This window comes from Pseudomonas algeriensis (genome assembly GCF_048847255.1).
In the GTDB taxonomy this organism is placed as follows: Bacteria; Pseudomonadota; Gammaproteobacteria; order Pseudomonadales; family Pseudomonadaceae; genus Aquipseudomonas.
Genome location: NZ_JBKKRK010000001.1, coordinates 422,880 through 448,297 on the forward strand (window position 1 = coordinate 422,880; position 25,418 = coordinate 448,297).

The 25,418-nt window shown below is 63.6% G+C and carries 19 protein-coding genes; 10 read left to right on the forward strand and 9 right to left on the reverse strand.

The features are described 5' to 3' along the window. Positions 1 to 86: 86 nt before the first annotated feature. The 4 genes from ACLK1G_RS01670 to ACLK1G_RS01685 all read right to left on the reverse strand — a co-directional run bounded on the left by ACLK1G_RS01670 (position 87) and on the right by ACLK1G_RS01685 (position 8,522). A complete protein-coding gene (locus ACLK1G_RS01670) occupies positions 87 to 2,723 on the reverse strand; it encodes an excinuclease ABC subunit UvrA (protein ID WP_420763815.1) in 2,637 nt (878 codons plus the stop codon). 52 nt (positions 2,724 to 2,775) lie between these two features. Then, positions 2,776 to 4,515, reverse strand: coding sequence for a dipeptidase (locus tag ACLK1G_RS01675; protein WP_420763816.1), 1,740 nt, complete (start codon positions 4,513 to 4,515; stop codon positions 2,776 to 2,778). Positions 4,516 to 4,847: 332 nt separating this feature from the next. Then, positions 4,848 to 6,851: a peptidase U32 family protein gene (locus ACLK1G_RS01680; RefSeq protein WP_420763817.1), complete on the reverse strand. Its 2,004-nt coding sequence runs from the start codon at positions 6,849 to 6,851 to the stop codon at positions 4,848 to 4,850. A gap of 105 nt (positions 6,852 to 6,956) precedes the next feature. Continuing rightward, on the reverse strand, positions 6,957 to 8,522 hold the full coding sequence (locus ACLK1G_RS01685; protein WP_420763818.1) for a sensor domain-containing diguanylate cyclase: 1,566 nt from the start codon (positions 8,520 to 8,522) through the stop codon (positions 6,957 to 6,959). Between the two features lie 128 nt (positions 8,523 to 8,650). Between ACLK1G_RS01685 and ACLK1G_RS01690 the strand changes: the two genes are divergently transcribed. After that, positions 8,651 to 9,109 carry a metallophosphoesterase family protein gene (locus ACLK1G_RS01690; RefSeq protein ID WP_420763819.1) on the forward strand — a complete coding sequence of 153 codons (459 nt, stop codon included), beginning with the start codon at positions 8,651 to 8,653 and terminating at the stop codon, positions 9,107 to 9,109. 10 nt (positions 9,110 to 9,119) lie between these two features. Here the strand turns inward: ACLK1G_RS01690 and ACLK1G_RS01695 are convergent, their stop codons facing one another. Genes ACLK1G_RS01695 through ACLK1G_RS01705 form a run of 3 tightly spaced genes read right to left on the reverse strand, consistent with a single transcriptional unit; the run spans position 9,120 to position 12,178 of the window. Next, positions 9,120 to 10,022 carry a sugar phosphate isomerase/epimerase family protein gene (locus ACLK1G_RS01695; protein ID WP_420763820.1) on the reverse strand — a complete coding sequence of 301 codons (903 nt, stop codon included), beginning with the start codon at positions 10,020 to 10,022 and terminating at the stop codon, positions 9,120 to 9,122. A gap of 43 nt (positions 10,023 to 10,065) precedes the next feature. After that, entirely contained in the window at positions 10,066 to 11,235 is a 1,170-nt protein-coding gene (locus tag ACLK1G_RS01700; RefSeq protein ID WP_420763821.1) for a Gfo/Idh/MocA family protein, read from the reverse strand. Between the two features lie 19 nt (positions 11,236 to 11,254). Further along, complete coding sequence (locus tag ACLK1G_RS01705) at positions 11,255 to 12,178, reverse strand: TIM barrel protein (protein WP_420763822.1); 924 nt, start codon at positions 12,176 to 12,178, stop codon at positions 11,255 to 11,257. A gap of 128 nt (positions 12,179 to 12,306) precedes the next feature. Between ACLK1G_RS01705 and ACLK1G_RS01710 the strand changes: the two genes are divergently transcribed. From ACLK1G_RS01710 to ACLK1G_RS01750, 9 genes are all read left to right on the forward strand, one after another. Next, positions 12,307 to 13,362 (forward strand): LacI family DNA-binding transcriptional regulator, encoded by a 1,056-nt coding sequence (locus tag ACLK1G_RS01710; RefSeq protein ID WP_420763823.1) that lies wholly within the window; start codon positions 12,307 to 12,309, stop codon positions 13,360 to 13,362. Between the two features lie 299 nt (positions 13,363 to 13,661). Next, a complete protein-coding gene (locus ACLK1G_RS01715) occupies positions 13,662 to 14,966 on the forward strand; it encodes a flavin-containing monooxygenase (RefSeq protein WP_420763824.1) in 1,305 nt (434 codons plus the stop codon). Continuing rightward, positions 14,966 to 15,376 carry a RidA family protein gene (locus ACLK1G_RS01720; RefSeq protein ID WP_003201555.1) on the forward strand — a complete coding sequence of 137 codons (411 nt, stop codon included), beginning with the start codon at positions 14,966 to 14,968 and terminating at the stop codon, positions 15,374 to 15,376. Before ACLK1G_RS01715 ends, ACLK1G_RS01720 begins: the two co-directional genes overlap by 1 nt. 10 nt (positions 15,377 to 15,386) lie before the next feature. Next, complete coding sequence (locus ACLK1G_RS01725) at positions 15,387 to 16,061, forward strand: DUF1028 domain-containing protein (RefSeq protein ID WP_420763825.1); 675 nt, start codon at positions 15,387 to 15,389, stop codon at positions 16,059 to 16,061. After that, the gene (gene argE / locus ACLK1G_RS01730) at positions 16,054 to 17,223 is read left to right on the forward strand and encodes an acetylornithine deacetylase (RefSeq protein ID WP_420763826.1); all 1,170 of its coding nucleotides are present in this window, start codon (positions 16,054 to 16,056) and stop codon (positions 17,221 to 17,223) included. Before ACLK1G_RS01725 ends, argE begins: the two co-directional genes overlap by 8 nt. Before the next feature lie 15 nt (positions 17,224 to 17,238). Then, positions 17,239 to 18,732 carry an aldehyde dehydrogenase gene (locus ACLK1G_RS01735; protein ID WP_420763827.1) on the forward strand — a complete coding sequence of 498 codons (1,494 nt, stop codon included), beginning with the start codon at positions 17,239 to 17,241 and terminating at the stop codon, positions 18,730 to 18,732. A 64-nt stretch (positions 18,733 to 18,796) separates the two neighbouring features. Beyond that, entirely contained in the window at positions 18,797 to 20,239 is a 1,443-nt protein-coding gene (locus tag ACLK1G_RS01740; protein WP_420763828.1) for an APC family permease, read from the forward strand. Beyond that, entirely contained in the window at positions 20,239 to 21,621 is a 1,383-nt protein-coding gene (locus tag ACLK1G_RS01745) for an aspartate aminotransferase family protein (protein ID WP_420763829.1), read from the forward strand. The genes ACLK1G_RS01740 and ACLK1G_RS01745 overlap by 1 nt, the downstream gene beginning before the upstream one ends. A gap of 74 nt (positions 21,622 to 21,695) precedes the next feature. Next, positions 21,696 to 22,712 (forward strand): ABC transporter substrate-binding protein, encoded by a 1,017-nt coding sequence (locus ACLK1G_RS01750; RefSeq protein ID WP_420764033.1) that lies wholly within the window; start codon positions 21,696 to 21,698, stop codon positions 22,710 to 22,712. A 193-nt stretch (positions 22,713 to 22,905) separates the two neighbouring features. Here ACLK1G_RS01750 and ACLK1G_RS01755 read toward each other — a convergent pair whose 3' ends face one another. Then, positions 22,906 to 23,817: a LysR family transcriptional regulator gene (locus tag ACLK1G_RS01755; protein WP_420763830.1), complete on the reverse strand. Its 912-nt coding sequence runs from the start codon at positions 23,815 to 23,817 to the stop codon at positions 22,906 to 22,908. 220 nt (positions 23,818 to 24,037) lie between these two features. Continuing rightward, entirely contained in the window at positions 24,038 to 25,240 is a 1,203-nt protein-coding gene (locus ACLK1G_RS01760; protein ID WP_420763831.1) for an NAD(P)/FAD-dependent oxidoreductase, read from the reverse strand. Positions 25,241 to 25,418: the final 178 nt, after the last annotated feature.

The window sequence follows — 25,418 nt, forward strand, 5'->3', positions numbered from 1 at the left end:
GCAACTGATCCGACGCCATCGCGAGCAAGCTCGATCCCATAATGAAAAGGTGGTGTGGCTTGCAGTGCCTAGGCCAAGAAGAACATTCAGTCCAAGACCTTCTTGAGAAACGGCGCCGTGCGGCTCTCCCCGCAATTCGCCACCACCTGCGGCGCGCCGCACACCACGACTTTGCCTCCCTGAGTCCCGGCTCCTGGCCCGATGTCGATGACCCAGTCGCTTTGCGCTACCACGCGCATGTCATGTTCCACCACGACCACCGTATGCCCTTCATCTACCAGTCGATTGAGCTGCACCAGCAAGCGGTCCACGTCCTGGGGGTGCAGGCCGTTGGTCGGTTCATCCAGCACGTAAAGCGTCGCGCCCCGGGCCTTGCGTTGCAGTTCCGTCGCCAGCTTGATCCGCTGGGCCTCGCCGCCGGACAGTTCGGTGGCCGGTTGGCCCAGGCGCAGATAGCCCAGGCCGATGTCTTTGAGTACCTGGAGCGAACGCCTGGCTGGCGGTTGCTCGGCGAAGACCTCCAGGGCCTGGTTCACCGTCAATTGCAGCACTTGGGAAATGTCCAGGCCTTGCCAGGTTACTTCCAGGGTCTGTGGGTTGTAGCGGGCGCCATGGCAGGTCGGACAGGGGGCGTACACGCTGGGCATGAATAATAATTCCACGCTGACGAAACCTTCCCCCTCACAGGTTTCGCAACGGCCCTTGGCGACGTTGAAGGAGAACCGTCCGGCATCGAAACCGAGCGCTTGTGCCTGCTCTGTCGCGGCGAAGAGCTTGCGCACATGGTCGAACAGCCCGGTATAGGTGGCGAGGTTGGAGCGTGGCGTGCGGCCGATGGGTTTCTGGTCGACCTGAACCAGTCGCTTGACCCCCTCGAGCCCGGCGGTGACCTGGCCGCCGCTGGCCAGCACCGGTTCGTCTTCCAGGCTTTGCTCTTCGCCATCGGCGTTGGCGCCGGGCTGGCCCAGGTGGGCGCCGACCAGATCCAGCAGGGCCTGGCTGACCAGGCTGGATTTGCCCGAACCGGAAATGCCGGTAACAGCCGTGAAGCAGCCCAGGGGAAAACCCACGCTCAGGTTGTCGAGATTATTGCGGGTTATGCCATCCAGGCGCAGCCAGTCCTTGGGTGGGCGCGGATGGCGCGCAATGGCCCGTTCTTCGGCGAACAAGTAGGCGCGGGTGCGGGATTCGGGCACTTGCCCAAGGCCTTCGGGCGGGCCGCTGTAAAGGACCCTGCCGCCTTGCTCGCCCGCGTCGGGGCCCACGTCGATCAGCCAGTCGGCGCGGCGCATGGTGTCCAGGTCGTGCTCGACCACAAACACCGAGTTTCCTGCTGCTTTCAACCGTTGCAAGGCGCCAAAAAGCGCCTCACTGTCGGCCGGGTGAAGGCCGGCGGAAGGTTCGTCCAGCACATAGATCACCCCGAACAATTGGGAGTTGAGCTGGGTCGCCAGGCGCAGGCGTTGCAGTTCACCGGAGGAAAGCGTCGGCGTGCTGCGCTCCAGGGCCAGATAGCCGAGGCCCAGATCGATCAGCGTGACGATGCGCTCCAGCAGTTCGGCGGCAATGCGCTGGGCGGCCAGGCGTTTTTCCAAGGACAGATTGGGCGTGTGGCGCGCGTCCGGCCCGCCAGCGTGCGGGTTGTCGCCCCTGGCGGCGCGCTGCTCACGAGCCTCGCGCGTCTGGCGATGGGTGAGAACATCGCCCGATTCTTCGGGCTGCTCCAGATAATCCGGCGCCGCGACGGCCTTGAGCACCTCGGCCAACTCCAGCAATGACAGGTTGGACAGCTCGGCGATGTCCAGCCCGGCAAAGGTAACGGTCAGCGCCTCGCGCTTGAGGCGCTTGCCTTCGCAGACCGGGCAGGGGCTGGCGCGCATGTATTGCGCCACCCGCTTGCGCATCTGCGCGCTTTGCGAATGCATGAAGGTGTGCAACAGGTAGCGCCGGGCCCCGCTGAACGTGCCCTGGTAGCTGGGTTCGAGTTTGCGCTTGAGGGCGTCGCGGGTCTGGGCCGGGGTGAGCCCGGCGTACACCGGGACGGTGGGGGTCTCTTCCGTGAAGAGGATCCAGTCGCGTTGCTTCTTCGGCAGGTCGCGCCAGGGAATGTCGACGTCATAGCCGAGTGTCACCAGGATGTCCCGCAGGTTCTGCCCTTGCCATGCCATGGGCCAGGCGGCTACCGCGCGTTCGCGGATGGTCAGCGAAGGGTCGGGGACCATGGTGGCTTCGGTCACTTCGTAAACCCGGCCCAGGCCGTGGCATTGCGGACACGCGCCCTGGGGCGTGTTGGGCGAAAAGTCCTCGGCATACAGCATCGGTTGGTCGGCCGGGTAGCTGCCGGCGCGGGAGTAAAGCATGCGGATCAGGCTCGACAAGGTGGTGACGCTGCCCACCGAGGAGCGCGCGCTGGGCGTGCCGCGCTGTTGTTGCAAGGCGACCGCCGGCGGCAGGCCTTCGATGCTGCCTACGTCCGGCACGCCGACCTGATCGATCAGGCGCCTGGCATAAGGTGCGACGGACTCGAAATAACGACGCTGGGCTTCGGCGTAAAGCGTGGAGAAGGCCAGCGAGGATTTGCCGGAACCCGACACGCCGGTGAACACCACCAGGGCATCTCGAGGAATGTCCACGTCAACGTTCTTGAGATTGTGTTCGCGGGCGCCACGCACCCGGACGAAACCGGTGCCAGCGGTTAAAGCAGGGGCTGAGCGTGGGGGCATCGGGATTCCTTGTGGACGTCGGTGGTTGCGGCGATGGGGAGCACGCCGTTACTTAGAGCTTCGGCAACTGCCCGATCCGCCCCATCATTTCGGTCACGACCTGCAGGTCCAGCAGGAACTGCTCCACGGTCTTGAACTCGTTGTCGTTGTGGCCGGTGTACTTGACGTCGGGCATGGCCAGGCCGAACTGCACGCCGTTGGGCAAGTCATGGACCGACGTGGCCCCGGCGGACGTGCCGAACTTGTGCTCCATGCCCAGGTTCTCGGTGGCGACGGCCAGCAGTGCCTTGACCCATTCGCCTTCGGGGTTACGGTACATGGGTTCGTCGATAGTGTTGTCGAAGGTCACGGCAACCTCGGACTTCTTGGCCCACGCGGAGAGCTTGTCGTTGATCTCAGCCTTCAGCGTGTCCGTTGGCTTGCCCACGGGCACCCGCAGGTTCACGGCGAGCTTGAAGCTCTTGTCGTCCATCCCGACGTAGGTCAGCGAGGCGGTCAGCGGGCCCATGAACGCGTCGGAAAAGCCGATGCCCAGTTTGTTGCCCAGGTAATCCAGGCCCCAGTTGTCGGTGGCGTAACGCGCGGCGTCGGTGATGTGGTTGTGCTTGAGCGCGACCTTGCCATCCAGGCCATTGATGAAGGCCAGCATCCTGGCGACCGGGTTGACGCCTGACTCGGGCTCGGAGGAATGGGCGGATACGCCGGTAAAGGTCAGCTTGACGGTTTTATCGGCCCCTTCGCTCCTTACTTCAAAGTCGCCGCCATTGGCTTTGGCGTAGTCGGTGCCGGCCTTGAGCAGGCTGGCGGCCAGTTCGGCGGGTTTGTCGGTGGTGAATGTCGCGACTGAAGTCGACGGGATCTGGTTGGTCGCCATGCCGCCGGTCATTGCAACGACTTCAGCGCCTTTGCCTTGGCCCGCCCGGCGAGGGAAGTTCGCCATGACCGTGCCGTAGCCTTTCTCGGCGATCACCACTGGGTAGCTGCCATCGAGCGCCAGGTTGTAATTGGGCGTCGGGTTGCGCTCGAAATAGTAGGGGATGGCGTCGCCGGTGGTTTCTTCGGTTGTGTCCACCAGCAGCTTGAAGTGGCGCGCCAGCGGCAGTTTTTCGTCCTTGATGATCTTCATGGCGTAGAGCGCCACGACGATGGCGTTCTTGTCATCCTCGGTGCCTCGACCGTACATGCGATCGCCCACCAGCGTGACCTTGAACGGATCGAGCCTGGTGCCGTCCTTGAGCACCCAGTTTTCCGGCGTCACCGGCACCACGTCGGCATGGGCGTGAATGCCCACGACTTCGTCACCGCTGCCTTCGAGTGAAATCTCATAGACGCGGTTGTCGATGTTGCGGAAGTTCAGGTTGAAGTCGTTGGCCAGGCTTTTGATCTTGTCGGCGATCTTGAGAAACTCGGGGTTTTCATGCTGGGCCACGCCGTCCTTGCGAAAGGTCGGGATTTCCACCAACTGGCGCAAGGTCTCGGTGGCGGCCTTGCCATACTTCACCCGGGCGTAGATACCGAGCAGCCGATGGATTTCGTTCTGTTGTTCCGCCGACAGGGTTTTGTTGCCTTGGAAGGCATCGATGGCCGGGCCGAGATTCGCGGATTTGGCCAGCTCACTCTTGGCGACGCTCGCCAGGAACTGGCGGAAATCGCTGACCGAGGTATCGGCGTAGGTCTTGACGAAGTCCGCGCTCTGTTGGGCGGTGATGTTGGCGAAGGCAGGCGTGGTCATTGAGGCGAGACTGGACAGCAGGAGGGTGGCCACGGCCAGGTGTTTGAGCGAGAAGTCCATTGCTGGGCATTCCTTTGCGGGCGGTTGGGAGAGGAGTGTCTGATTTTTTTGACACAAACGCTTACAACCTAACAGGCGAGCGAGGGGCAGGGGAGCCTTGCGAGGGAATCTGTCGCACAACGAAGCAAAAACGGCGCAGAAATGAAAAATGGCTGAGGGCCATCAAACCCCCGGGAACCCTGTGGGAGCGAGCTTGCTCGCGATGGCGTCAGCAGCATCAGCATAGATGCAAGCTGACCCACCGCTATCGCGAGCAAGCTCGCTCCCACAAGGGGTTTGCAGCGGACATGTGGGAGCAATTTTGCTCCCACAGGGCAGGGCTGGGCACGGGTTTAATGCGTCCCGCGCGGAATGGTCTTGAGCAGATCTTCCGGGCTGATATGCCCCACCACCGGCTGAGCCGTGCTGCCCGGCAATGGCAGGTCGAGGATATGCCCCTTGATCTTGCCGACCACATGCATCTCGCAGGGTTTGCAATCGAACTTCAAGGTCAGCACTTCATCGCCGTGAATCAGCTGCATCGGCGCGACCTTGGTGCGCACGCCGGTGACGCCCTTGGCTTGCTTGGGGCAGAGGTTGAACGAAAAACGCAGGCAATGCTTGGTGATCATCACCGGTACTTCGCCGGTTTCCTCGTGGGCCTCGAACGCCGCGTCGATCAGCTTGACGCCGTGGCGGTGGTAGAAGTCCCGGGCCTTCTGGTTGTAGACGTTGGCCAGAAACGACAGGTGCGACTCCGGGTACACCGGTGGCGGCGTGGTTTCGGCCTTGCGCCCGCCCCGTGGATGCGCCGCGACGCGCGCCGTGGTCAGGGCTTCGATCACCTCGCGGCGCAGTGCCTTGAGCTGGGAGTTGGGAATGAAAAACGCCTGGGGCGCGTCCAGCTTGATCGACGTGGCGTGGTACTCGGTGGTGCCCAGTTGGCCGAGCAGGTCCTGCAACTGCTCCAGGGCTTGTTCCGGCTTGTTCGCCAGGCCGAAAGGACCGTCGAGGGCAACGCTGGCGCTGATGCCTTCTTCGCTGGTGGCGGTCAGCTCCAGGCGCTCTTCGCGCAACTGCGCGACCCAGGCCAGGCCCACGCGACGCTCGGCGGAGGTCTTGAGCAAGGCTTGCTGCCAGTTGTGGTCCAGATTGCGGCTCAGCGGATGGTTGGGCCGCAACTGGTACATGCCGGCGGGCATCTCGTTGGGCTCGACGCGGTAGCGGTAGCGCTTCTGGCCTTCGTCATCGAGGAACTCGCCCTTGGGCTCGGCGATGTTGGCCCGGAAACCCACCACTTCGCGCTTGACCAGCACGTTGAGGCCGTCGCCGTTGGACAACGGATCAGACGTCACCACGTGCAGGTCGCGCTTGCCGACTTTCTCCACCACGCCCACCGGTACACCGGTGAACGTGGGGGAGTCGAAGGCGCCGATATCGATCTTGCGCTCGCTGACGAAATAGTCGGTGCTGCCACGGTGGAAGGTCTTGTCCGGATCCGGCACGAAGAAGTGCGCGATGCGGCCACTGGAAGCGCGGGCCAGGTCCGGGCGGTCTTCGAGGACATCGTCCAGGCGCTGGCGATAGTAGGCGGTGATGTTCTTCACATAGGCCGCATCCTTGTAGCGGCCTTCGATCTTGAACGAGCGCACGCCAGCTTCAACCAGGGCGCGGATGTTGGCGCTCTGGTTGTTGTCTTTCATCGACAACAGGTGCTTTTCGTAGGCGACCACCCGGCCTTGATCATCCTTGAGGGTGTAGGGCAGGCGGCAGGCCTGGGAGCAATCGCCACGGTTGGCGCTGCGGCCGTTTTGCGCGTGGGAGATGTTGCACTGGCCGGAAAACGCCACGCACAACGCGCCGTGAATGAAGAACTCGATGGCCGCGTCGGTCTCGTCGGCGATGGCGCGGATTTCCTGCAGGTTCAGCTCGCGGGCCAACACCAGCTGCGAGAAACCGGCCTGGTCGAGGAATTTCGCCCGGGCGAGTGTGCGAATGTCGGTCTGGGTGCTGGCGTGCAGCTCGATCGGCGGAATGTCCAGTTCCATCACGCCCAGGTCCTGGACGATCAGGGCATCGACGCCGGCATCGTAGAGCTGATGGATCAACTGGCGGGCCGGCTCCAGCTCGTTGTCATGCAAGATCGTGTTGATCGTGGTGAACACCCGGGCATGGTAGCGATGGGCGAACTCCACCAGCCCGGCGATATCGCTCACCTCGTTGCAGGCGTTGTGACGCGCACCGAAACTCGGGCCACCGATGTACACGGCGTCGGCGCCATGCAGGATGGCCTCGCGGGCGATGGTCACGTCGCGGGCGGGGCTGAGCAATTCCAGATGATGTTTAGGCAAGGACATGTTTTTTTAGTCAGGCTGGTCACGGTCGAAGCGCGCATTGTAGCCGCCAGGCGCCGGATCGGCACCTGTGCAAGCCTGTGTCGGGGGAAATGAGCCGATACGCGGTCAGCCCTGGACGGCGCCGATGCTGCACCAGCGGTTGCGCCCGGTGTTCTTCGCCAGGTACAGGAACGCGTCGGCGGCCTTGATCAACATGGCGGGGCTCACGTCCTCGCTGCTCGGCTGGCAGGTGTTGATGCCCGCGCTGATGGTGACGATGCCCAGGGGATGATCGCCATGCTCGATGTTCAGGGCCCTGACGGCTTCGAGGATTTGTTGCGCGACCTGGGCGGCGCCAGTGCTGTCGGTATTGGGCAGCAACACCGTGAATTCCTCGCCGCCGTAGCGGACCGCCAGGTCCCCGGGCCGCTTGATCGTCTGCCCGATCGCGCCGGCAATCGCCCGCAGGCAGTCGTCGCCGGCGGCATGGCCGTACTTGTCGTTGAAGCGTTTGAAGTAGTCGACGTCGAGCATGATCAGGGCCAGGGACGAACCCTGGCGCTTGGCCAGGCGCAGCTCATCGGCCAGGGCGCTGTCTAGCCGCCGACGGTTGCCCAGGCCGGTCAGGCTGTCGGTCAGGGCCATGTCCCGCATGGCCTGGTGGGCGCTGCGGATCTGCTTTTCCATGGTCATGCGGTAGCGCAGCTGGCTCAACACGATGAGCCCGAAACCCACCAGGATGGCGATCAGGAATATCAGCACCAGGCTGGTCTTGAACAAGTCCCGGCGCCACGGGGCGACGATCGATTCGCGGGACAAACCGGCTTCCACCACCAGCGGGTAGGTGGTCAGGGCCCGGTAGCCGTACAAGCGTTCGGTGTCGTCGACGACCGCCCGGGCTTCGGCCACGCCCTGGTTGGAGGTCGGCAGGTGCTCACGGAAGATCACGCTGTTGACCAGGCTCTTGCCGATCACCGAGGCGACGAAGGGCCGTCGTACCAGGATCGTGCCACTGCGCAATGCGAGCACCAGCGCGCCTTTGTCGTCGATCTTGAAGTCACCGTAATAGTCGACGAAATAGCTGACCTTGACGGTCCCGAGCATCACGCCGGCGAAAGAGCCGTCGGGGTTGTTCAAGCGGCGCGAGACAGGAATGATCAAGTCGTCGGTGGAACGACTCTTGATCACTTCGCCGATACGCACGCCACGGTCCTGGTGGGTGCGGTGGTACTGGAAGTAGTCTCGATCGGCGTTGTTCGCCATTTCCGGTATCACGTCCTTGTCTGTCGCCAGCCATTGACCGTCCGGGCCGTAGATAAACAAGCCGTGCAGTTGCGGCATGATCGCGGCTTGCTGGATGAGCAGCTTGTGGATACGGGCAATGTCCATGTTTTGCAGCCCGTCGCCTTCCACTCGTTCGGCAAGGGCGGCGGTGAGCACGTCCACTTGGCGGATGGCGTCTTCGGCGTGTTGGGCGGTCGCCCTCGCCAGGTTGGTGACCGAGTCGCGGGCGGAAGCAAAGGCCGCGCGATAATCGCGCCATGTGCGCCAGCCCTCGACGGCCAGGAAGGCCATGACGACCACGAGCATGAAACTGACCGTCAGCCGAAACGCCGCCCCGGCTCGCACAGCCTGCGGGAACGCTTGATCGGGGCTTTCAATCCTGGGCTCTGGCTGTTTGCGTCCGAGCATTGGCTTATCCTTCTACACGACAGGTCCGTGCGCTTGCAGCGCACAGCCTATCCTATTCCATTTCAGCACGTTAGCTAACTGCGACGAGGCCTATACAGCCGACGGCACACGGCACAAGGGGAAGGTTCATGAAAGTTGGCGTCATATCCGACACCCACGGCTTGCTGCGCCCCGAAGCGTTGGACGCGCTGCAAGGCTGCGAGAGGATCATTCATGCCGGTGATATCGGCAGCCCGCAGATCCTGGAAGCCCTGGCATCCATCGGCGAGCTGTACGTGGTACGTGGGAACAACGACCTGGAGGCCGACTGGGCGGGACAGATCGCCGATCAGTTGCAATTCGACCTGGGCGGGTGCCAGGTGCTGTTGGTCCATGACATCGCCGATGTGCCGGCGACGCTCGATCCAGCTGTGAGGGTGGTGATCACCGGCCATTCCCACAAGCCGCTGATCGACTGGCGTGGCGAGCGGCTCTACCTCAACCCCGGCAGCGCCGGCCGGCGGCGGTTCAAGTTGCCGGTGACGCTGGCGTTGCTGGAGGTCAGCGAGCAGGGGATCGAGCCGCGGATCGTGCCGTTGCTACCGTGACAGGCCTGAGTTACCTGAAGTATTTGTCGACGTAGGACTGGATCTCCTGGCGCATGAAACACCCGGATTCATCGGCCCGTTCCTCCCAGCCGAACACACACGCCGTGACGATGCCGTCGAAGCCGGTCTTCGCCAGTTCGCCAAAGAACAAGTCCCAGTCGATCTCGCCCTGGTGCATGTCCATGTGCTGATGCACCGTCACCTTGGCTCCGGGTGGGTTGACGATATAGCGCAGGCCGGACGAGGCCTTGTGGTTGTAGGTGTCGGCAATGTGGACATGGGTGATCATCGACCCGGCTTCAGCGATCATGGCTTGCATGTCATCGCCGAAGTAGAACGTGTGGGGGGCACAGTACAAAAACTTCACGTTGTCTGAGCCGACGGTCTTGAGCATGTCCAGGGCCGGCTGAAGGGTCTCGCACCAGTCCTCCGGATGCGGCTCGACGTTCAGGGTAACGCCTTCGGATTCGAGGATCGGCACCAGCTCTTCCATCGAGCGCCACCAGGCCGCTTCGCTCGACTCATGACTGTGCATGCCGCCACAGCAGCTGACCTTGTGCCCGCGATCGGGCGACGGCCCGCGACCGAACTCCGAGTTCATCGTCGTACACCCCATCTCCACGGCAACCTGGATCGCTTCCTTCCAGTAGTTCACCGCCGCCCGGCGTTCGTCCTCGTGGGGGCTGGCCCAGCGGTACATCGGCAGCAGCGACGCCAGTTGCAGGTCATGGTCGCGCAGGGCTTTCTTGAATTCGGTGATGCGTTCCTTGTGGGCGCGAGGGCGAACCCACCACGGCAGGAAATCTTCACGCGGCGACAGTTCCAGGTATTGGTAGCCGAGCTCGGCGGTCTTGCGGCACAGGTCCGGCAGGCTCAGGTGGCGGTGCATGTAGGGATCGAGGGCGATTTTCATTGTTGTTCTCCGTTGATCAACATTGGTTACCTGTGGCAGCAGGTTAATAGGCGATCCAGGTTGAATCGTTGTTGGCCGATTCCACGCAGCGCTCCACCCAGCGCACGCCGTCCACGCCGGCGTCGATGTCGGGATAGCGCAGCGCGGCCAGCATTTGGGCGTCGCCACGGTTGGCGGCGTCCATGGCGAGGGCGAAGCGGCGATAGAGATTGGACCAGGCCTCGAACAGCCCTTCGGGATGACCGCCACCGATGCGGTCGTCCAGCAAAGCGTCGTCGTGCAGATAGCCCATGCCGCGCTCCAGGGTTTTCCCGGGCTGGCCCTGGATCTCGAAACTGAGCTGGTTGGGGCGCTCATCCCACCATTCCAGGCTCGCCCGGGACCCGATCACGCGGATTTTCTGGCCGTGCATGGAACCGGCATTCACCGCGCTGGACCAGACCATGCCCATCGCGCCGCTTTCGTACTCCATCAAGGTGTAGGCGTTGTCCTCCAGCGGCGCGCGGCTGGCGACGAAGCTCTGCCGGCTGCACATCAAGCGCTTGATCTTGAGCTCGGGCAGCATCACCTTGGACAGATACAACGGATGCGTACCGACATCCCCCAGCACATAACTGGGCCCGGCCTGGCGCGGGTCGACGCGCCATTGCGTCGCCTGGCTCTGAGCCTCTACCGGCGCGCTGTGAAAACCGTGGGCGAACTGCATATGCACCATGCGGATCTCCCCCAGCTCCTTGGCTGCAATCATTGCCCGCGCCTGTTCGATCAACTGGTGCCCGGCGTAGCCGTAGGTCAGGCCGACGATACGACCCCGGGACCTGGCCAGGGTCCGCAACGCCTCGGCTTCGTCGAGGGTGAAGCACAGCGGTTTCTCGCAAACCACATGCAAGCCGGCTTCCAGGGCGGCGCGGGTGATGGCGTAGTGCGTGCCGTTGGGGGTGGCGATCGACACCGCCTCGATGCCGTCGGGCCGCTGTGCTTCCAGCTCGAACAAGCTCAGGTAGTCCGGATAACAGCGCGCCGGGTCGATCCCCAACGCTTCGCCGAAGGCCTGGCCACGGCCCGGATCGATGTCCAGCGCGCCGGCGACCAGTTCGAAGTTGCGATCGCGCAGGGCGGCCGAGCGGTGGATGTAACCGATCTGGCTGTGCTCGCCGCCGCCGACCATGGCCCAGCGCAGGGGCCGTCCAAGGGTTTTGCTGCCATTGATCATAAGTATTGTCCTCGTTTGGTCAGAAGCCGATGCCGGCCAGATAGGCGCGGCTGGCCGCCACGTCGTCCAGGCTGGTGGCGGCGTTGCGCGGGTCGCGTTCCTGTTCGACGGTAATCGCGCCTTGGTAGCCGAGCTCACGCAGCAGGCCATGCAGGGCCGGGTAGTCGATGGCACCGCGTCCTATCGGGCACATCACGCCCCGGGCACAGGCGGCGAAGAAGCGGATGCGCTCGTTCAGCACTTGGTCGAAGACCGCCGGGTCTATGTCTTTGAAGTGCAGGTAGTCCAAGCGATGGGCGTAGGTGCGCAGCGATGCGAGCGGGTCCATGCCGGCGTAGTAGAGGTGCCCGGTGTCCAGGCACAACCCGGCAATGTCGTGGGGGATGTCATCCACCAGCCGCGCCAGCTCATCGGCGAATTCGATGTAGCCGCCCGCGTGAGGATGGATGACGGCGCGGATGCCATAGGTGTCCCAGGCGAGGGCGGCGATGGCGCGGATGTGCGCCATCATCGCGTTCCAGTGCGCGTCGTCCAGGCGTGGCGCGCGGTCCGAATGGCCGGCCGCGTAATCGCGTTCGTCGTGGCCCCAGTCGATGATCACCAGGTAGGGCCCGCCGAAGCGCTGGCCGGGCTGGGGTTTCACGGGCGGCAGTTGTTTGAGCGAGCCGCAGATGGCGTGGGTCTGGCGCAGCAGTTCGGGCAGATTGGCGGGGTTTACCAAGTCATCGAAAATCGTTCCCGCGACGATGTGCAGGCCGTGCTCCGACAGTGCTGGATTGAGGATTTCCGCCTCCAGCGGCAGATAACCATAGGGCCCCAGCTCGATGCCGCGATAGCCCGCATCGGCAGCTTCGCGCAGCACCCGTCGCCACGGTGGCAGAAACGCGTTCTTGATGTCATCGACGCCCCAGCAGCAAGGCGCCGTGCAGATGTGGATCGCCATTTGAAGCACTCCGGCTGTGTTGTTGTTTTTGTCTTGGGCTGATGCTATTGCCTCGTTGCGGAGCGGGCCATGGGGAGATGGCTTAATGTGTCAGAACCCCTCATGATGGCGAAAAGAGGTGTCAAGACATGTCAAAGCAACCACGCCGAAAATTGCGCCCCACCATGGCCGATGTCGCCCGGGAAGCCGGTGTGAGCCTGTCGACGGTGGACCGGGTGCTGAACCTGCGCGCCGACGTGCGTGCCGACACCGCCCAGCGCATCGCGGCAGCGGCGGGGCGCTTGGGCTTCCATGCCAAGGGGGTGATCGAGCAGCGTGTGCTCAACGACCGTCCCACCCTGCGTCTGGGGTTCCTGTTGCAGAAAAGCGGGGTGCCGTTCTATCAGGGGCTGGCCCACGCCCTGTCAAACGCCGCCGCCACCTGCACGCGAGCGCGGATTCGCGTGGTCATTGGTTATCTGGACGACCTTGATCCGGTCAACGTGGCCCAACGCATCCTCGCCTTGCGTGACCAGGTGGACGGCCTTGGCGTGGTGGCGGTCGATCACCCCAAGGTGCGTGAGGCGGTGGCCCAATTGCGCGCGACAGGCATATCGGTCGTGGCACTGCTCTCGGAACTGTCCAGCGGCGCCGGCACTGGTTACGCCGGCCTCGACAATCGCCTCACGGGACGCACCGCCGGTTGGTTCATCAGCCGCCTCGCCAGGCAGCCCGGGCCAGCGGCGGTCATGCTCAGCAGCCAGCGTTTCCAATGCCAGGAATTGTGCGAATTGAGCTTTCGCAGCTACTTGGCGGAGCAAACCGGCGAATGGGAGCTGCTCGCCTCGCGCCTGACCCTGGAGGACGACGAGTTTGCCTATGGCAACACCGTCGACCTGCTCACGGCAGAACCCGACCTGGCGGGGCTTTACGTGGCCGGCGGCGGCATCGCCGGGGTATTGCGGGCCCTGCGCAGCCTCCAGCAGCAACAGCTGCGCCTGCCCGTCGTGGTGTGCCATGACCTGACGCCGCTGACCCGGGAGGCGTTGAAAACCGGATTGGTCCAGGCGGTGCTCTCCCACCCGGTGACCACCCTGGCCGAAGAAGCCGTGGATGCTCTGGTCGAAGCCGCGACGGCCACGTCGGTGGGGCCGGTGGCGAGGCGGGTGGTGGCGTTGCAAGTGGATGTTCCGGAAAGCGTCTAGGCTCTGTACGAAATGTATCCGCACTCACCCATACAGCGTTGAAACGGGGCTGGCCTTCGCGCGAACACATTTCAAACAGACCCTGGGACACCCGCGCGCGCTGATCCAGCCATTCGTTCCCCAACCAGTTTTTTCCTTCCCAGCCACAACAAAAACCCTCGTTTCGTAAATTCCCGCCTGCCAACACAATCGCCTCGACAGCTTGTTTCGATAGCTGCAATCGCAGAACAACAAGAAACCGGAACCCGAGGCGGCGACACGCCGACTTGAGCCAAACCCTCTGCCGGAAGTGCCAAGACATGCCCGTTGAAACCCTACGCATCGATACGCTTGTAATAGGCGCCGGCCAGGCCGGCGTCGCCATGAGTGAACATTTGAGCCGCCAAGGCGTGCCGCATCTGGTGGTGGAGCGCGACCGCATCGCCGAGGCCTGGCGCACGGCGCGCTGGGACTCGCTGGTCGCCAACGGCCCGGCCTGGCATGACCGCTTTCCTGGGCTGGAATTCGACGGCCTGGATCCCGATGCGTTCGCCTCCAAGGACCAGGTGGCCGAGTACTTCGAAGCCTACGCCCGCAAGTTCAACGCGCCGATCCGCACGGGTGTGGAAGTGCGCAAGGTCGAGCGCACTGTCGGTCGCCCAGGTTTTACTATTGATACCTGCGACGGTGTGATCGAAGCCACTAACGTGGTGGTCGCCACCGGGCCCTTCCAACGTCCCGTCATCCCGCCCATCGCGCCGCAAATGCCTGCGGTCACCCAGATTCACTCGGCGCAATACCGCAACCCCGGGCAGTTGGCCGAAGGCGCCGTGCTCGTGGTGGGGGCGGGGTCGTCGGGGGTGCAGATCGCCGATGAATTGCAGCGGGCCGGCAAGCAGGTCTACCTCTCTGTCGGTGCCCATGATCGTCCGCCACGCGCCTATCGCAATCGGGATTTCTGCTGGTGGCTCGGGGTGCTGGGCGAGTGGGATGCCGAGGCGGTCAAGCCGGGCAAGGAGCACGTGACCATCGCTGTGAGTGGCGCCCGGGGCGGCCACACCGTGGATTTCCGCCGGCTGGCCCACGAGGGCATCACGCTGGTGGGCCTGACCCGAGCGTTCAACGGCCACGTAGTGAGTTTCGAATCCAACCTTGCCGAAAACGTCGCCCGTGGCGATGAAAACTACCTGGCGTTGCTCGACGCCGCCGATGCCTACATCGAGCGCAATGGCCTGGACCTGCCGCCCGAGCCCGAGGCGCGCCGGCTATTGCCCGATCCTGAATGCATGACCCATCCGATCCTTGAGCTGGACCTGGTCGAGGCGGGTGTCAGCACCATCATCTGGGCCACCGGGTACTCGGTGGATTACAGCTGGCTGAACGTCGATGCGTTCAAAGCCGATGGCAAGCCTCGGCATCAGCGTGGGGTCTGCAGCGAACCTGGCCTCTATTTTGTCGGCCTGCCTTGGCTGTCGCGCCGGGGGTCGGCGTTCATCTGGGGCGTGTGGCACGACGCCCGGCATATCACCGACCACATCGTCAAACAGCGCACGTATCTCGACTACCGCGATGCATCCCAGCGCATTTCGCAACCTTTGAAAACCAGCCTGACGGGAGTTCGTTGATGCCTACTCACACTCGCATCCGCATGTTCAACACCAAGGACACCTACCCCAACCAGACCCTGGACAACGACCTGTGCCAGGCCGTGCGCGCGGGCAATACCGTTTACGTCCGTGGGCAGGTCGGAACCGATTTCAACGGCCAGCTGGTGGGCCTCGGCGATCCGCGGGCCCAGGCCGAACAGGCCATGCGCAACGTCAAGCAACTGCTCGAGGAAGCCGGCAGTGACCTGAGCCACATCGTCAAGACCACCACCTACCTGATCGACCCGCGCTACCGCGAGCCGGTGTACCAGGAGGTCGGCAAATGGCTCAAGGGCGTGTTCCCGATTTCCACCGGGCTGGTGGTCAGCGCCCTCGGCCAGCCGCAGTGGCTGATGGAAATCGATGTGATCGCGGTCATCCCCGAATAAGGAGCACGACATGACGTTTTCCATCGTCGGACGCTGCGCCGAAACCGGCCAGTTGGGCATCGCCATCAGCTCGTCGAGCATTGCCGTCGGCGCCCGTTGCCCCTGGCTGCGGGCAGGGGTTGGCGCGGTGTCGAGCCAGAACATCACATTGCCGGCGCTGGGCCCGCAGATCCTCGACGAATTGGCCGCCGGTTCGGTGGCCCAAGAGGCGCTGGACCGTGCCCTGGGACGCAACGGCTACAGCGAGTATCGCCAGGTGGCCCTGGTGGATGCCCAGGGGCGCACGGCGGTTTTCAGCGGTCGCCACGCGTTGGGCGTCCATGGCGCCGGGGTCGGCGAACAGTGTGTGGCGGCCGGCAACCTGCTGGCGGGCGACGGGGTCATTGCCGTAATGGTCACGGCATTCGAACAGGGTGAGGGCAGCCTCGCATCCCGCCTGTTGGGCGCGTTACAGGCGGGACAGGCCGCAGGCGGAGAAGCCGGGGCGGTGCATTCGGCGGCGTTGTCGGTGGTGGATGACCTGACCTGGCCAATCGTCGATCTACGGGTCGATTGGGCGGATGAAAATCCCATCGGCGAACTGGAAAAACTCTGGCTCGCCTATCAGCCGCAGTTGCAGGACTACCTCACTCGCGCCCTCGATCCAACCCAGGCGCCCAGCTACGGGGTGCCGGGCGATGAGTGAGTTGCGCAGCCGTGCATTACTCGCCGAGCTGGTGGGCTTTGCCACGGTCAGCCGCGATTCGAACCTGGCGTTGATCGAGTTCGTTCGCGATTACCTGCACGGCCTGGGCGTGAACAGCGAGCTGATCTACAACACGGAACGGACCAAGGCCAACCTGCTTGCGAGCATCGGCCCGTCGGTGCCGGGCGGCGTGGTGTTGTCCGGGCACACTGATGTAGTGCCAGTGGACGGGCAAGCCTGGACCGCGGAGCCGTTCCGCCTTAGCGAGCGGGACGGCAAGTTGTTCGGACGCGGTACGGCGGACATGAAAGGCTACCTGGCCTCGGTGCTGGCTGCGGTGCCGACATTCCTGTCCAGCCCGTTGAAGCGTCCTGTACACCTGGCGTTCTCTTATGACGAAGAAATCGGTTGCCTGGGCGTGCGCGGCCTGCTGGAAGTCCTGCCGCAACGCGTCCCGCAACCGGCCTTGTGCCTGATCGGCGAGCCCACCGAGCTGCGACCGGTGTTGGGCCACAAGGGCAAGTTGGCGATGCGTTGCCACGTCATGGGCGCGCCTTGCCATTCCGCCTATGCGCCTTACGGGGTCAACGCCATCGAACAGGCGGCGCGCTTGATCGGCCATCTGGGTGAGATCGGTGCGGAGCTGGCCGAGCCCTCACGACACGATCCGCGTTTCGACCCGGCGTATTCGACCGTACAGGTCGGCGTGATCGAGGGCGGCACGGCATTGAACATTGTCCCGGCCGATTGCCGCTTCGATTTCGAGGTGCGCGCCTTGCCGGACTTCGCCCCGCAGGCAGTGGTCGAGCAATTGCGCGATTACGCCGAACAGACGCTGCTGCCCAGGATGCAGGCAATAAACGCCGACACCGCCATTCGTTTCGAACCCTTGTCCGCTTACCCGGGCCTGGCGACCTCGCCGCACAGCGCGGCCGCGCGCCTGGTGGCCCGGCTGTGCGGCAACGACGGTTTCGGCACCGTGGCGTTCGGCACCGAGGGCGGGCTGTTCCACCAGGCCGGCATCCCAACGGCGGTGTGCGGCCCCGGCAGCATGGACCAAGGCCACAAACCCGACGAATACGTGAGCGTCGAGCAAATGGCTGCCTGCGATCGCTTGATGGACCGCCTGGCGGTTTACCTCAGCGAACCCAATGACGTTTGATCCAAGGAAATACCCGTGAACGAATTCAATGATTGGAAGGCGCGTGCCGCTCAAGTGCGCCTGCGCGACAGCGCCCTGATCGACGGCGAGCCCCACGAAGCCCTCGATGGCGCCCGATTCGAAGTGATCAACCCCGCCAATGGCGTGTTGCTCGCCAATGTCGTGGCCTGCGCTGAACCGGAAGTGGACCTTGCCGTGAAAAGCGCACGCAAGGCATTCGAGCAGGGCCCTTGGGCGCGCATGGCGCCCAGCGAGCGCAAGGCCGTGTTGTTGCGTTTGTCTCAGTTGATGCTGGCTCATCGCGAGGAACTGGCGCTGCTGGATTGCTTGAGCATGGGCAAACCGGTCATGGATGCCTGGAACATCGACGTGCCGGGTGCCGCCCATGTGTTTGCCTGGTATGGCGAAAGCCTCGACAAACTCTACGACCAGGTCGCGCCCTCGGCGGCGAACGTCCTCGCCACGATTACCCGCGTTCCGCTCGGCGTGATTGCGGCGGTGGTGCCGTGGAATTTTCCGTTGGACATGGCGGCCTGGAAAGTCGCGCCAGCGTTGGCGGCGGGCAACAGTGTCGTGCTCAAGCCGGCGGAGCAATCGCCGTTTTCGGCCCTGCGCCTGGCTGAACTGGCCCTCGAGGCAGGCGTGCCACCGGGTGTGCTCAACGTCGTGCCGGGCCTGGGCGAGCAGGCCGGGCGGGCGCTCGGCTTGCACCCGGACGTCGATTCGCTGGTGTTCACCGGATCGACCGAGGTCGGTAAATATTTCATGCAGTACTCGGCCCGATCGAACCTCAAGCAGGTCTGGCTGGAGTGCGGTGGCAAGAGTCCGAACCTGGTGTTTGCCGATTGTCAGGACCTCGACCTGGCGGCGCGCAAAGCCGCGTTCGGAATCTTCTTCAACCAAGGCGAAGTGTGCTCGGCCAACTCGCGGTTGTTGGTCCAACGGTCGATTCACGACACGTTCGTAGAACGCCTGGTGGAACAGGCTCGCCTGTGGCAACCCGGCGATCCGTTGGACCCTGCGAGCCCTGCTGGCGCTATCGTCGATGCGCGTCAGACCGCGAGGGTCATGCAATACATCCAGCAGGCCAGGGCTGAAGGCGCACGCCTGGTGTGTGGGGGACGCCAACTGAACATCAATGGGTCGAGCAATTTCATCGAACCGACGATCTTCACCGACGTGCGCCCAACCATGCAATTGGCCCGTGATGAGGTGTTCGGGCCGGTGCTGGCAATCAGCGCGTTCGATGACGAAGAGCAGGCCATCGCCATGGCCAACGAACACATCTACGGCCTGGCGGCCTCCGTGTGGACCGACGACCTGAACCGGGCCCACCGTGTGGCGCGGCGTTTGAACGCGGGCACGGTGTCGGTCAATACCGTGGACGCCCTCGACGTCACCGTGCCCTTTGGCGGCGGCAAGCAATCGGGCTTCGGACGCGATCTGTCGCTGCACGCCTTCGACAAATACACACAACTGAAGACCACCTGGATCCAGCTGCGCAGCTGACCGCGGTCCAGGTCGTCGTTCGCAATCGATTTGTTCTCCCTAAAAAAAGAAAACGGAGCAACCGATGGACAGTTCCTCAAGCGTGCCGCTACAAACCGTTACGCCATCGCAGGTCGGCCCCCGCAAACGGCTGGGCCTGAGCGCCTTGTTGGCCGTCGCCGTGGGCCTGGTGGTTTCCCAGGGCGTCATGGTGCTGATGCTGCAAGGGGCCGGGATCGCCGGACTGGGCTTCGTGATTCCGTTGGCCCTGGCCTGGCTGTTGGCCCTGAGCTACGCCTGTTCGTTTTCCGAACTGGCCTTGATGATTCCCCGCGCAGGCAGCCTGAGCAGTTACACCGAAGTCGCCATCGGCCAGTTCCCGGCGATCCTGGCGACGTTTTCCGGTTATGTGGTGGTGGCGATGTTTGCCCTGTCGGCGGAATTGCTGCTGATGGAGTTCATCATCGACAAGGTCTACCCGCACTCGATGCCGCCGTTGAGTGTCGCGGTTGGCGTGCTGTGCCTGTTCACTGTGCTCAACCTGTTCAATATCGACATTTTCTCTCGGCTTCAAACGGTGTTGGCCCTGGTCATGACGGTGATGCTGTTGGTCATGGGCCTCGGCGCCTTGGCGAGCGATGGGGCCGGCAGCGTATCGACGTTGGTGGCGGCTACGGGCTGGAACCCCATGGGGCTTGGTGTCATTGCCCTGACCGCGATGGCGGTGTGGGGGTTTGTCGGGGCCGAATTCGTCTGCCCACTGGTCGAGGAAACCCGCCGTCCGGAGCGCAACATCCCGGCCTCGATGATGATTGGCCTGACGGTGATCTTCGTCATTATCTGCCTGTATTGCCTGGGCGCTTTGCTCACCGTTCCCCAGGCTGAGCTCGCCAGCAACGGCTTGCCGCACTATCTGTTCGCGACCACGGTGTTCGGCGAGGCCGGGCAGGTATTCCTGGTGACCGCCGCCATCACCGCTACGTGCAGTACGCTGAACAGCTCCCTCGCTGCCATTCCGCGCATGTTGCTGGGCATGGCCCGCAGCGGCCAGGCGTTCGGCATCTTCAAGCGCCAGGGCAAGCGCAGCGGTGCCCCTTGGGTGGCGGTGCTGTTCGTGGCGCTGGTCACCGGCTTGCCGCTGTTGCTGATGCACGACACGCCCGACGCCATCAACCTTTTGCTTCTGGCGGCGGCCCTGGCCTGGCTGCTGGCCTACGTCATCACTCACATCAACGTGATTGCCCTGCGGCGCCGCTATCCCCATGTCCACCGGCCGTTTCGCACGCCGTTCTACCCGGTGCCGCAGCTGTTCGGTATCGCCGGCATGCTCTTTGCCATCTGGCACGTGTCCCCCAGCCCTGAAATGACTGTTCCGATTTTCGCCAGCGCTGGCGCGGTGCTGGGCATCGTTTCGCTGATCGCGCTGGTGTGGGTCAAGTGCGTGATGGGCAAACCGCTGTTCAAGCCCGAGCCGCTGGCGTCTGTCCAGGGCACCGAAACCGACAAGATCAACAAAGGAGACCTTTAATGAACGCGCCATTGAACCCGAACCGCAGCACCCGCGAATATCAGGCACTGGATGCGGCGCACCACATCCATGCGTTTCTCGACCAGAAAGCCCTCAATGCCGAAGGGCCACGGGTCATCGTCCGTGGCGAAGGGCTGGCGCTCTGGGACAACGATGGCAAGCGTTATCTGGACGGCATGTCGGGCCTTTGGTGCACCAACCTGGGCTACGGGCGCCAGGACCTGGCGGCAGCGGCCAGCCGTCAGTTGGAGCAATTGCCGTACTACAACATGTTCTTCCACACCACCCATCCGGCCGTGGTGGAGCTGTCCGAGCTGCTGTTCAGCCTGCTTCCGGATCATTACAGCCACGCCATCTACACCAACTCCGGCTCCGAGGCCAACGAGGTGCTGATTCGTACCGTGCGCCGCTACTGGCAGATCCTCGGCAAGGCGCAGAAGAAAATCATGATCGGTCGCTGGAACGGCTATCACGGCTCGACCCTGGGAGCGTCGGCCCTGGGCGGCATGAAGTTCATGCACGAGATGGGCGGGGTGATTCCGGATGTCGCGCACATCGACGAGCCGTACTGGTTCGCCCACGAAGGTGACCTGACCCCAGCCGAGTTTGGCCTGCGGGCGGCCCGGCAGTTGGAAGAAAAAATCCTCGAACTGGGCGCCGAGAATGTCGCGGCGTTCGTGGCCGAACCCTTCCAGGGGGCCGGCGGCATGATTTTTCCGCCAGAGAGCTACTGGCCGGAAATCCAACGCATTTGCCGGCAGTACGACGTATTGCTGTGCGCCGACGAAGTCATCGGTGGCTTCGGTCGCACCGGCGAATGGTTCGCCCATGAGTATTTCGGCTTCGAGCCCGACACATTGTCCATCGCCAAGGGCCTGACCAGCGGCTACATCCCCATGGGTGGCCTGGTCCTGTCCAAACGCATGGCCGAAGTGTTGGTGGAGCAGGGCGGCGTGTTCGCCCACGGCCTGACGTATTCCGGGCACCCGGTGGCGGCCGCGGTGGCGATTGCCAACCTCAAGGCCCTGCGCGACGAGGGCATCGTGACACGGGTCAAGGACGACACCGGGCCGTATCTGCAACGGTGCCTGCGGGAAACGTTCGACGGGCACCCGCTGATCGGCGAGATCCAGGGCGCCGGCATGGTCGCGGCCCTGCAACTGGCCGAAGACAGGATCAGCCGCAAGCGCTTTGCCAACGAAAACGAAATGGCCTGGCAATGCCGCACCTTCGGCTTCGAGGAGGGCCTGATCATTCGCTCCACCTTGGGCCGGATGATCATGGCCCCGGCGCTCGTGGCCAGCCATGCCGATATCGACGAACTGGTCGACAAGACCCGTATTGCTGTAGACCGCACCGCCCGCGCTTACGGTCGCCTCTGAGTCCGTCGCCGGCTCGTGCGGGCGAGCCGGCATTTTCGAGGAACCGATTCATGTCCAGATCCTTGCGTTACAACATGGCGTGTGCCCTGGCGTTGCTGAGTACCAGCGTCCTGGCCGCGCCACAAAGCCTGACCGTGATTTCATTCGGCGGCGCCACCAAGTTGGCCCAGGACAAGGCCTACTTCCAACCCTTCAACGCCAGCGGTGCGGGAAACATCGTGGCCGGCGAGTACAACGGCGAGCTGTCGAAGATCAAGGCGATGGTCGCGGCCGGGCATACCAGTTGGGATGTGGTCGAAGTGGAGAGCCCCGAACTGCTGCGTGGTTGCGAGGAAGGCTTGTTCGAAAGACTCGACCCGGCGGCCATAGGGAAGCCTGCGGATTTCGTTCCGGGAGCGCTCACTGAGTGCGGCGTGGCCACGTACGTCTGGTCGATGGTCCTGGCCTATGACCAGAGCAAGCTCGCCAAGGCACCCACCTCCTGGGCCGATTTCTGGAACGTGACCGAATACCCGGGCAAGCGTGGGTTGCGCAAGGGGGCCAAGTACACCCTGGAAATCGCCTTGCTGGCGGACGGCGTCAAGACAGAAGATGTGTACAAGGTCTTGAATACGCCGGAAGGCGTGGCGCGGGCATTTGCCAAGCTGGACCAGATCAAGCCGAATATCCAGTGGTGGGAGGCGGGCGCCCAGCCGGCGCAATGGCTGGTGGCCGGGGATGTGGCGATGAGCGCAGCCTACAACGGTCGCATCGCCTCGGCGCAGAAAGAGGGCATGAAACTGAGCATCGTCTGGCCGCAAAGCCTGTATGACCCGGAATATTGGGCGGTGGTGAAAGGCACGCCAAACAAGGCCTTGGCGGAGAAATTCATTGCCTTCGCCAGCCAGCCGCAGACCCAGAAAGTCTTCTCGCAGAACATCCCCTACGGACCGGTGCATCGCCAGACACTGGGCCTGCTGCCCGCTGAAGTCCGCGAGCAACTGCCCACCGCCGAGGCCAACCTGGCACAGGCGCAAGCGGTGGACGCGGAGTTCTGGGTCGACCATGGCGAAGAGCTGGAACAGCGCTTCAACGCCTGGGCGGCTCGCTAGTATCCAACCTAATATCGAACCGCTCTTGTGGCGAGGGAGCTTGCTCCCGCTGGGGTGCGAAGCACCCCCTTTACCCTGTGATCGCGGTGTAGCAGGTGGACCGCGTCAGGTTTTTGGGGCTGCTGCGCCCGAGGCGTCGGACCGGCCCAGCGGGAGCAAGCTCCCTCGCCACGGAGGTATGAGGCTCGCCGGTCTACGCCAGCCATTCCCCGAACTGCTCCTTGCAGTAATCCACGAACAACTGCGCCGGCTTGGTCAGGTGCGCGCGCTTGAGCCAGCCGGCCACCAGGGCCGAACCGGTTACGTCCTCGGCGATGCTGACGCACACCACGTCCTGTCCGTCGTAGGTGCAGCTCGATTGCGGGCGGGTCACCAACACCGCGAAACCAAATCCCTGGCCGACCATGCCGCGCACCATTTCGATGGAGGGCGAGCTGAAGACGATGTTTGGCGTCAGGCCCAGCTCCTCGAAAATACTGACGAAGTAGGTGCGGCTGGGCTGCACATCCAAGAGGATCATCGGTTCAAGCGCCAGGTCGCGAAGCGATACCTGGGATTGATTGGCAAAGCGGTGTCCGGCCGGCAGCAGTGCGTACGGCCGTTGCGGTGCCGTGAGCGCTTCGGTTTCGATCGTGCTGTCGAGATCGTGCTCATAAAAAATCGCCAGGTCGAAACGTCCACCGGTCAGGCCTTGAACCAACTCCTGCTGTTCGCCGTCCTGCACGCGGATCTCCACGCCAGGAAAACGCTCGCGAAAACCGGCGATCAGCCGTGGCAGGTAGAGCGGGGCGACGGTCTCGAAGCAGCCGATGTCGATCTGCCCGCTAACGACGTCATTGTCGGCCAACGCGTTCTGTTCGAATTCCCGGGCCATGCGCAGCAGCTCCTGGGCCTTTCGATAGAAACGCGCACCGGCCGGCGTCAGCGAGACGCCCTGGGCGTGATGACGGATCAACAACTGCACGCCGAAACTGTCTTCCAGGCCCTTGACCGCCGTGGCAATCGACGGTTGGGCGATATACAGCTTGCGGGAGGCTTCGGCGACGCTGCCACACTCCACGGTGGTGACAAAGTACTTCAACTGACGCAGGGAGTAGGACGCCACGGCACACCTCGGTCCGGATGATTTTGTCTACCTTACCGTGAGCCGCTTGCGCAGCGCGACGGGCGTTGCAACGGATTTTGCTAGGCAGTGGCGATATCCAGGCTGGCTTGTCGGACGGGCATAAAAAACGCCCGCCGAAAAAACCTTGGCAGGCGTTTGGGAAAGTCCGGCACAGAAGGAGGGACTGGCCGGTTGGCGCGTGGGTTTCAGGGCATTGGGATCAGGCGACAGGGATCAATGGATCCGCGGCAGCCAGTGCGGTGGCGCGGTCGGCGGCGGGTGGATAGATCCACACAGAGTTGATCTGGGTCTTGAGGTCCTTCGCTTCTTGTCCGACCAACTTGACCTGGCGATCCCAACCTTCGGTGTACACCGCGCCCCAGGCGCCCAGGTCCAGGCACGTCACGTACTTGGGTTGGCTGTAGGTCATCGGCGCGACGCCCAGCAGATCGGCTGCCACATTGTTGCCCGCGTAGCGGCCGAGGGCGATGGCGTGCTGGCAGGACATCGCCGCGTAATTGCCCAGGTCGTCGGTGGCGGCATAGGCCACGTCGCCGGTGGCGAAGATATCGCTCTGTCCGAGCACCTTCAGGTTCCCGTCGACATGCAGCCGGCCCTGGCGATCGTGGGTGCCGGGCACTTGTTCGGTCAGCGGGCTGGCGCGGAAACCCACGGTCCAGATGACGGTCCTGGATTCGATGCGCTGGCCGTCCGACAGCGTGACGCCGCCGGCATCCACCGATTCGACCGAGGCATTGAGCATCCACTCGATGCCAAGGTGGTCGGACGCTTCGATGATCGAAGGGCTGATTCCTTCGCCCAACGCCGCACCGATTGTCGGCCCCCGGTCGACCACGATCACGCGGATATTGGCGTCGCTTCCCAGGACGGCGCGCAGGCGGGCGGGCATCTCAGTGGCGGTTTCGATCCCGGTAAACCCGCCGCCGGCCACCACCACGGTGTTGCGAGCGGGGCTGTCGGGCAGGGTTGCGAGGGATTTCAGGTGGGCTTCGAGGCGCGTCGCCTGTTCGATCTCATCGACGTCGAACGCATGCTCCAGCATGCCCTCAAGGTCGGGGCGAACCAGCTTGCTGCCCGCTGCCAGTACCAGCCGGTCATAGCCCAGCGTGCCTTGGCCGCCAAACACGTCGCGATAGCCGACCTGCTTGCGGTTGACGTCGATGCTCTCGGCAAAGCCTTGGACGAAATTTACCCCGACCGCGTCGAACAACCCGGCCAACGGCGCCATCATGGTGTGGACGTCGGGTTCGTAGAAACGCGGGCGGATGCGCAACTCCGCCTGGGGCGCCAGGACGCTGATCTGTACGTCATTGCGATCATGCTGGTCGAGCAGGCGAGCCGCGCTGAGTGCGCTCCATACACCGCCAAAACCGGCGCCGACGATCAAGATTTGCTGTTTCATGAGGTGCTCCCGAAGACTGAGTCGATACGTTGAATTTGTTTGATGTTTCAGCGTGACCGTGTTGCGAAACGCCCGGAAGTGCTTGGCCTGATGGGGTGAATCATTAGGCGCATTCAGCTTCGGTTCGCTATTGGAAATGGTATTCGTCGGCGGGAGCCGCGGCACTTCTACATAGGGT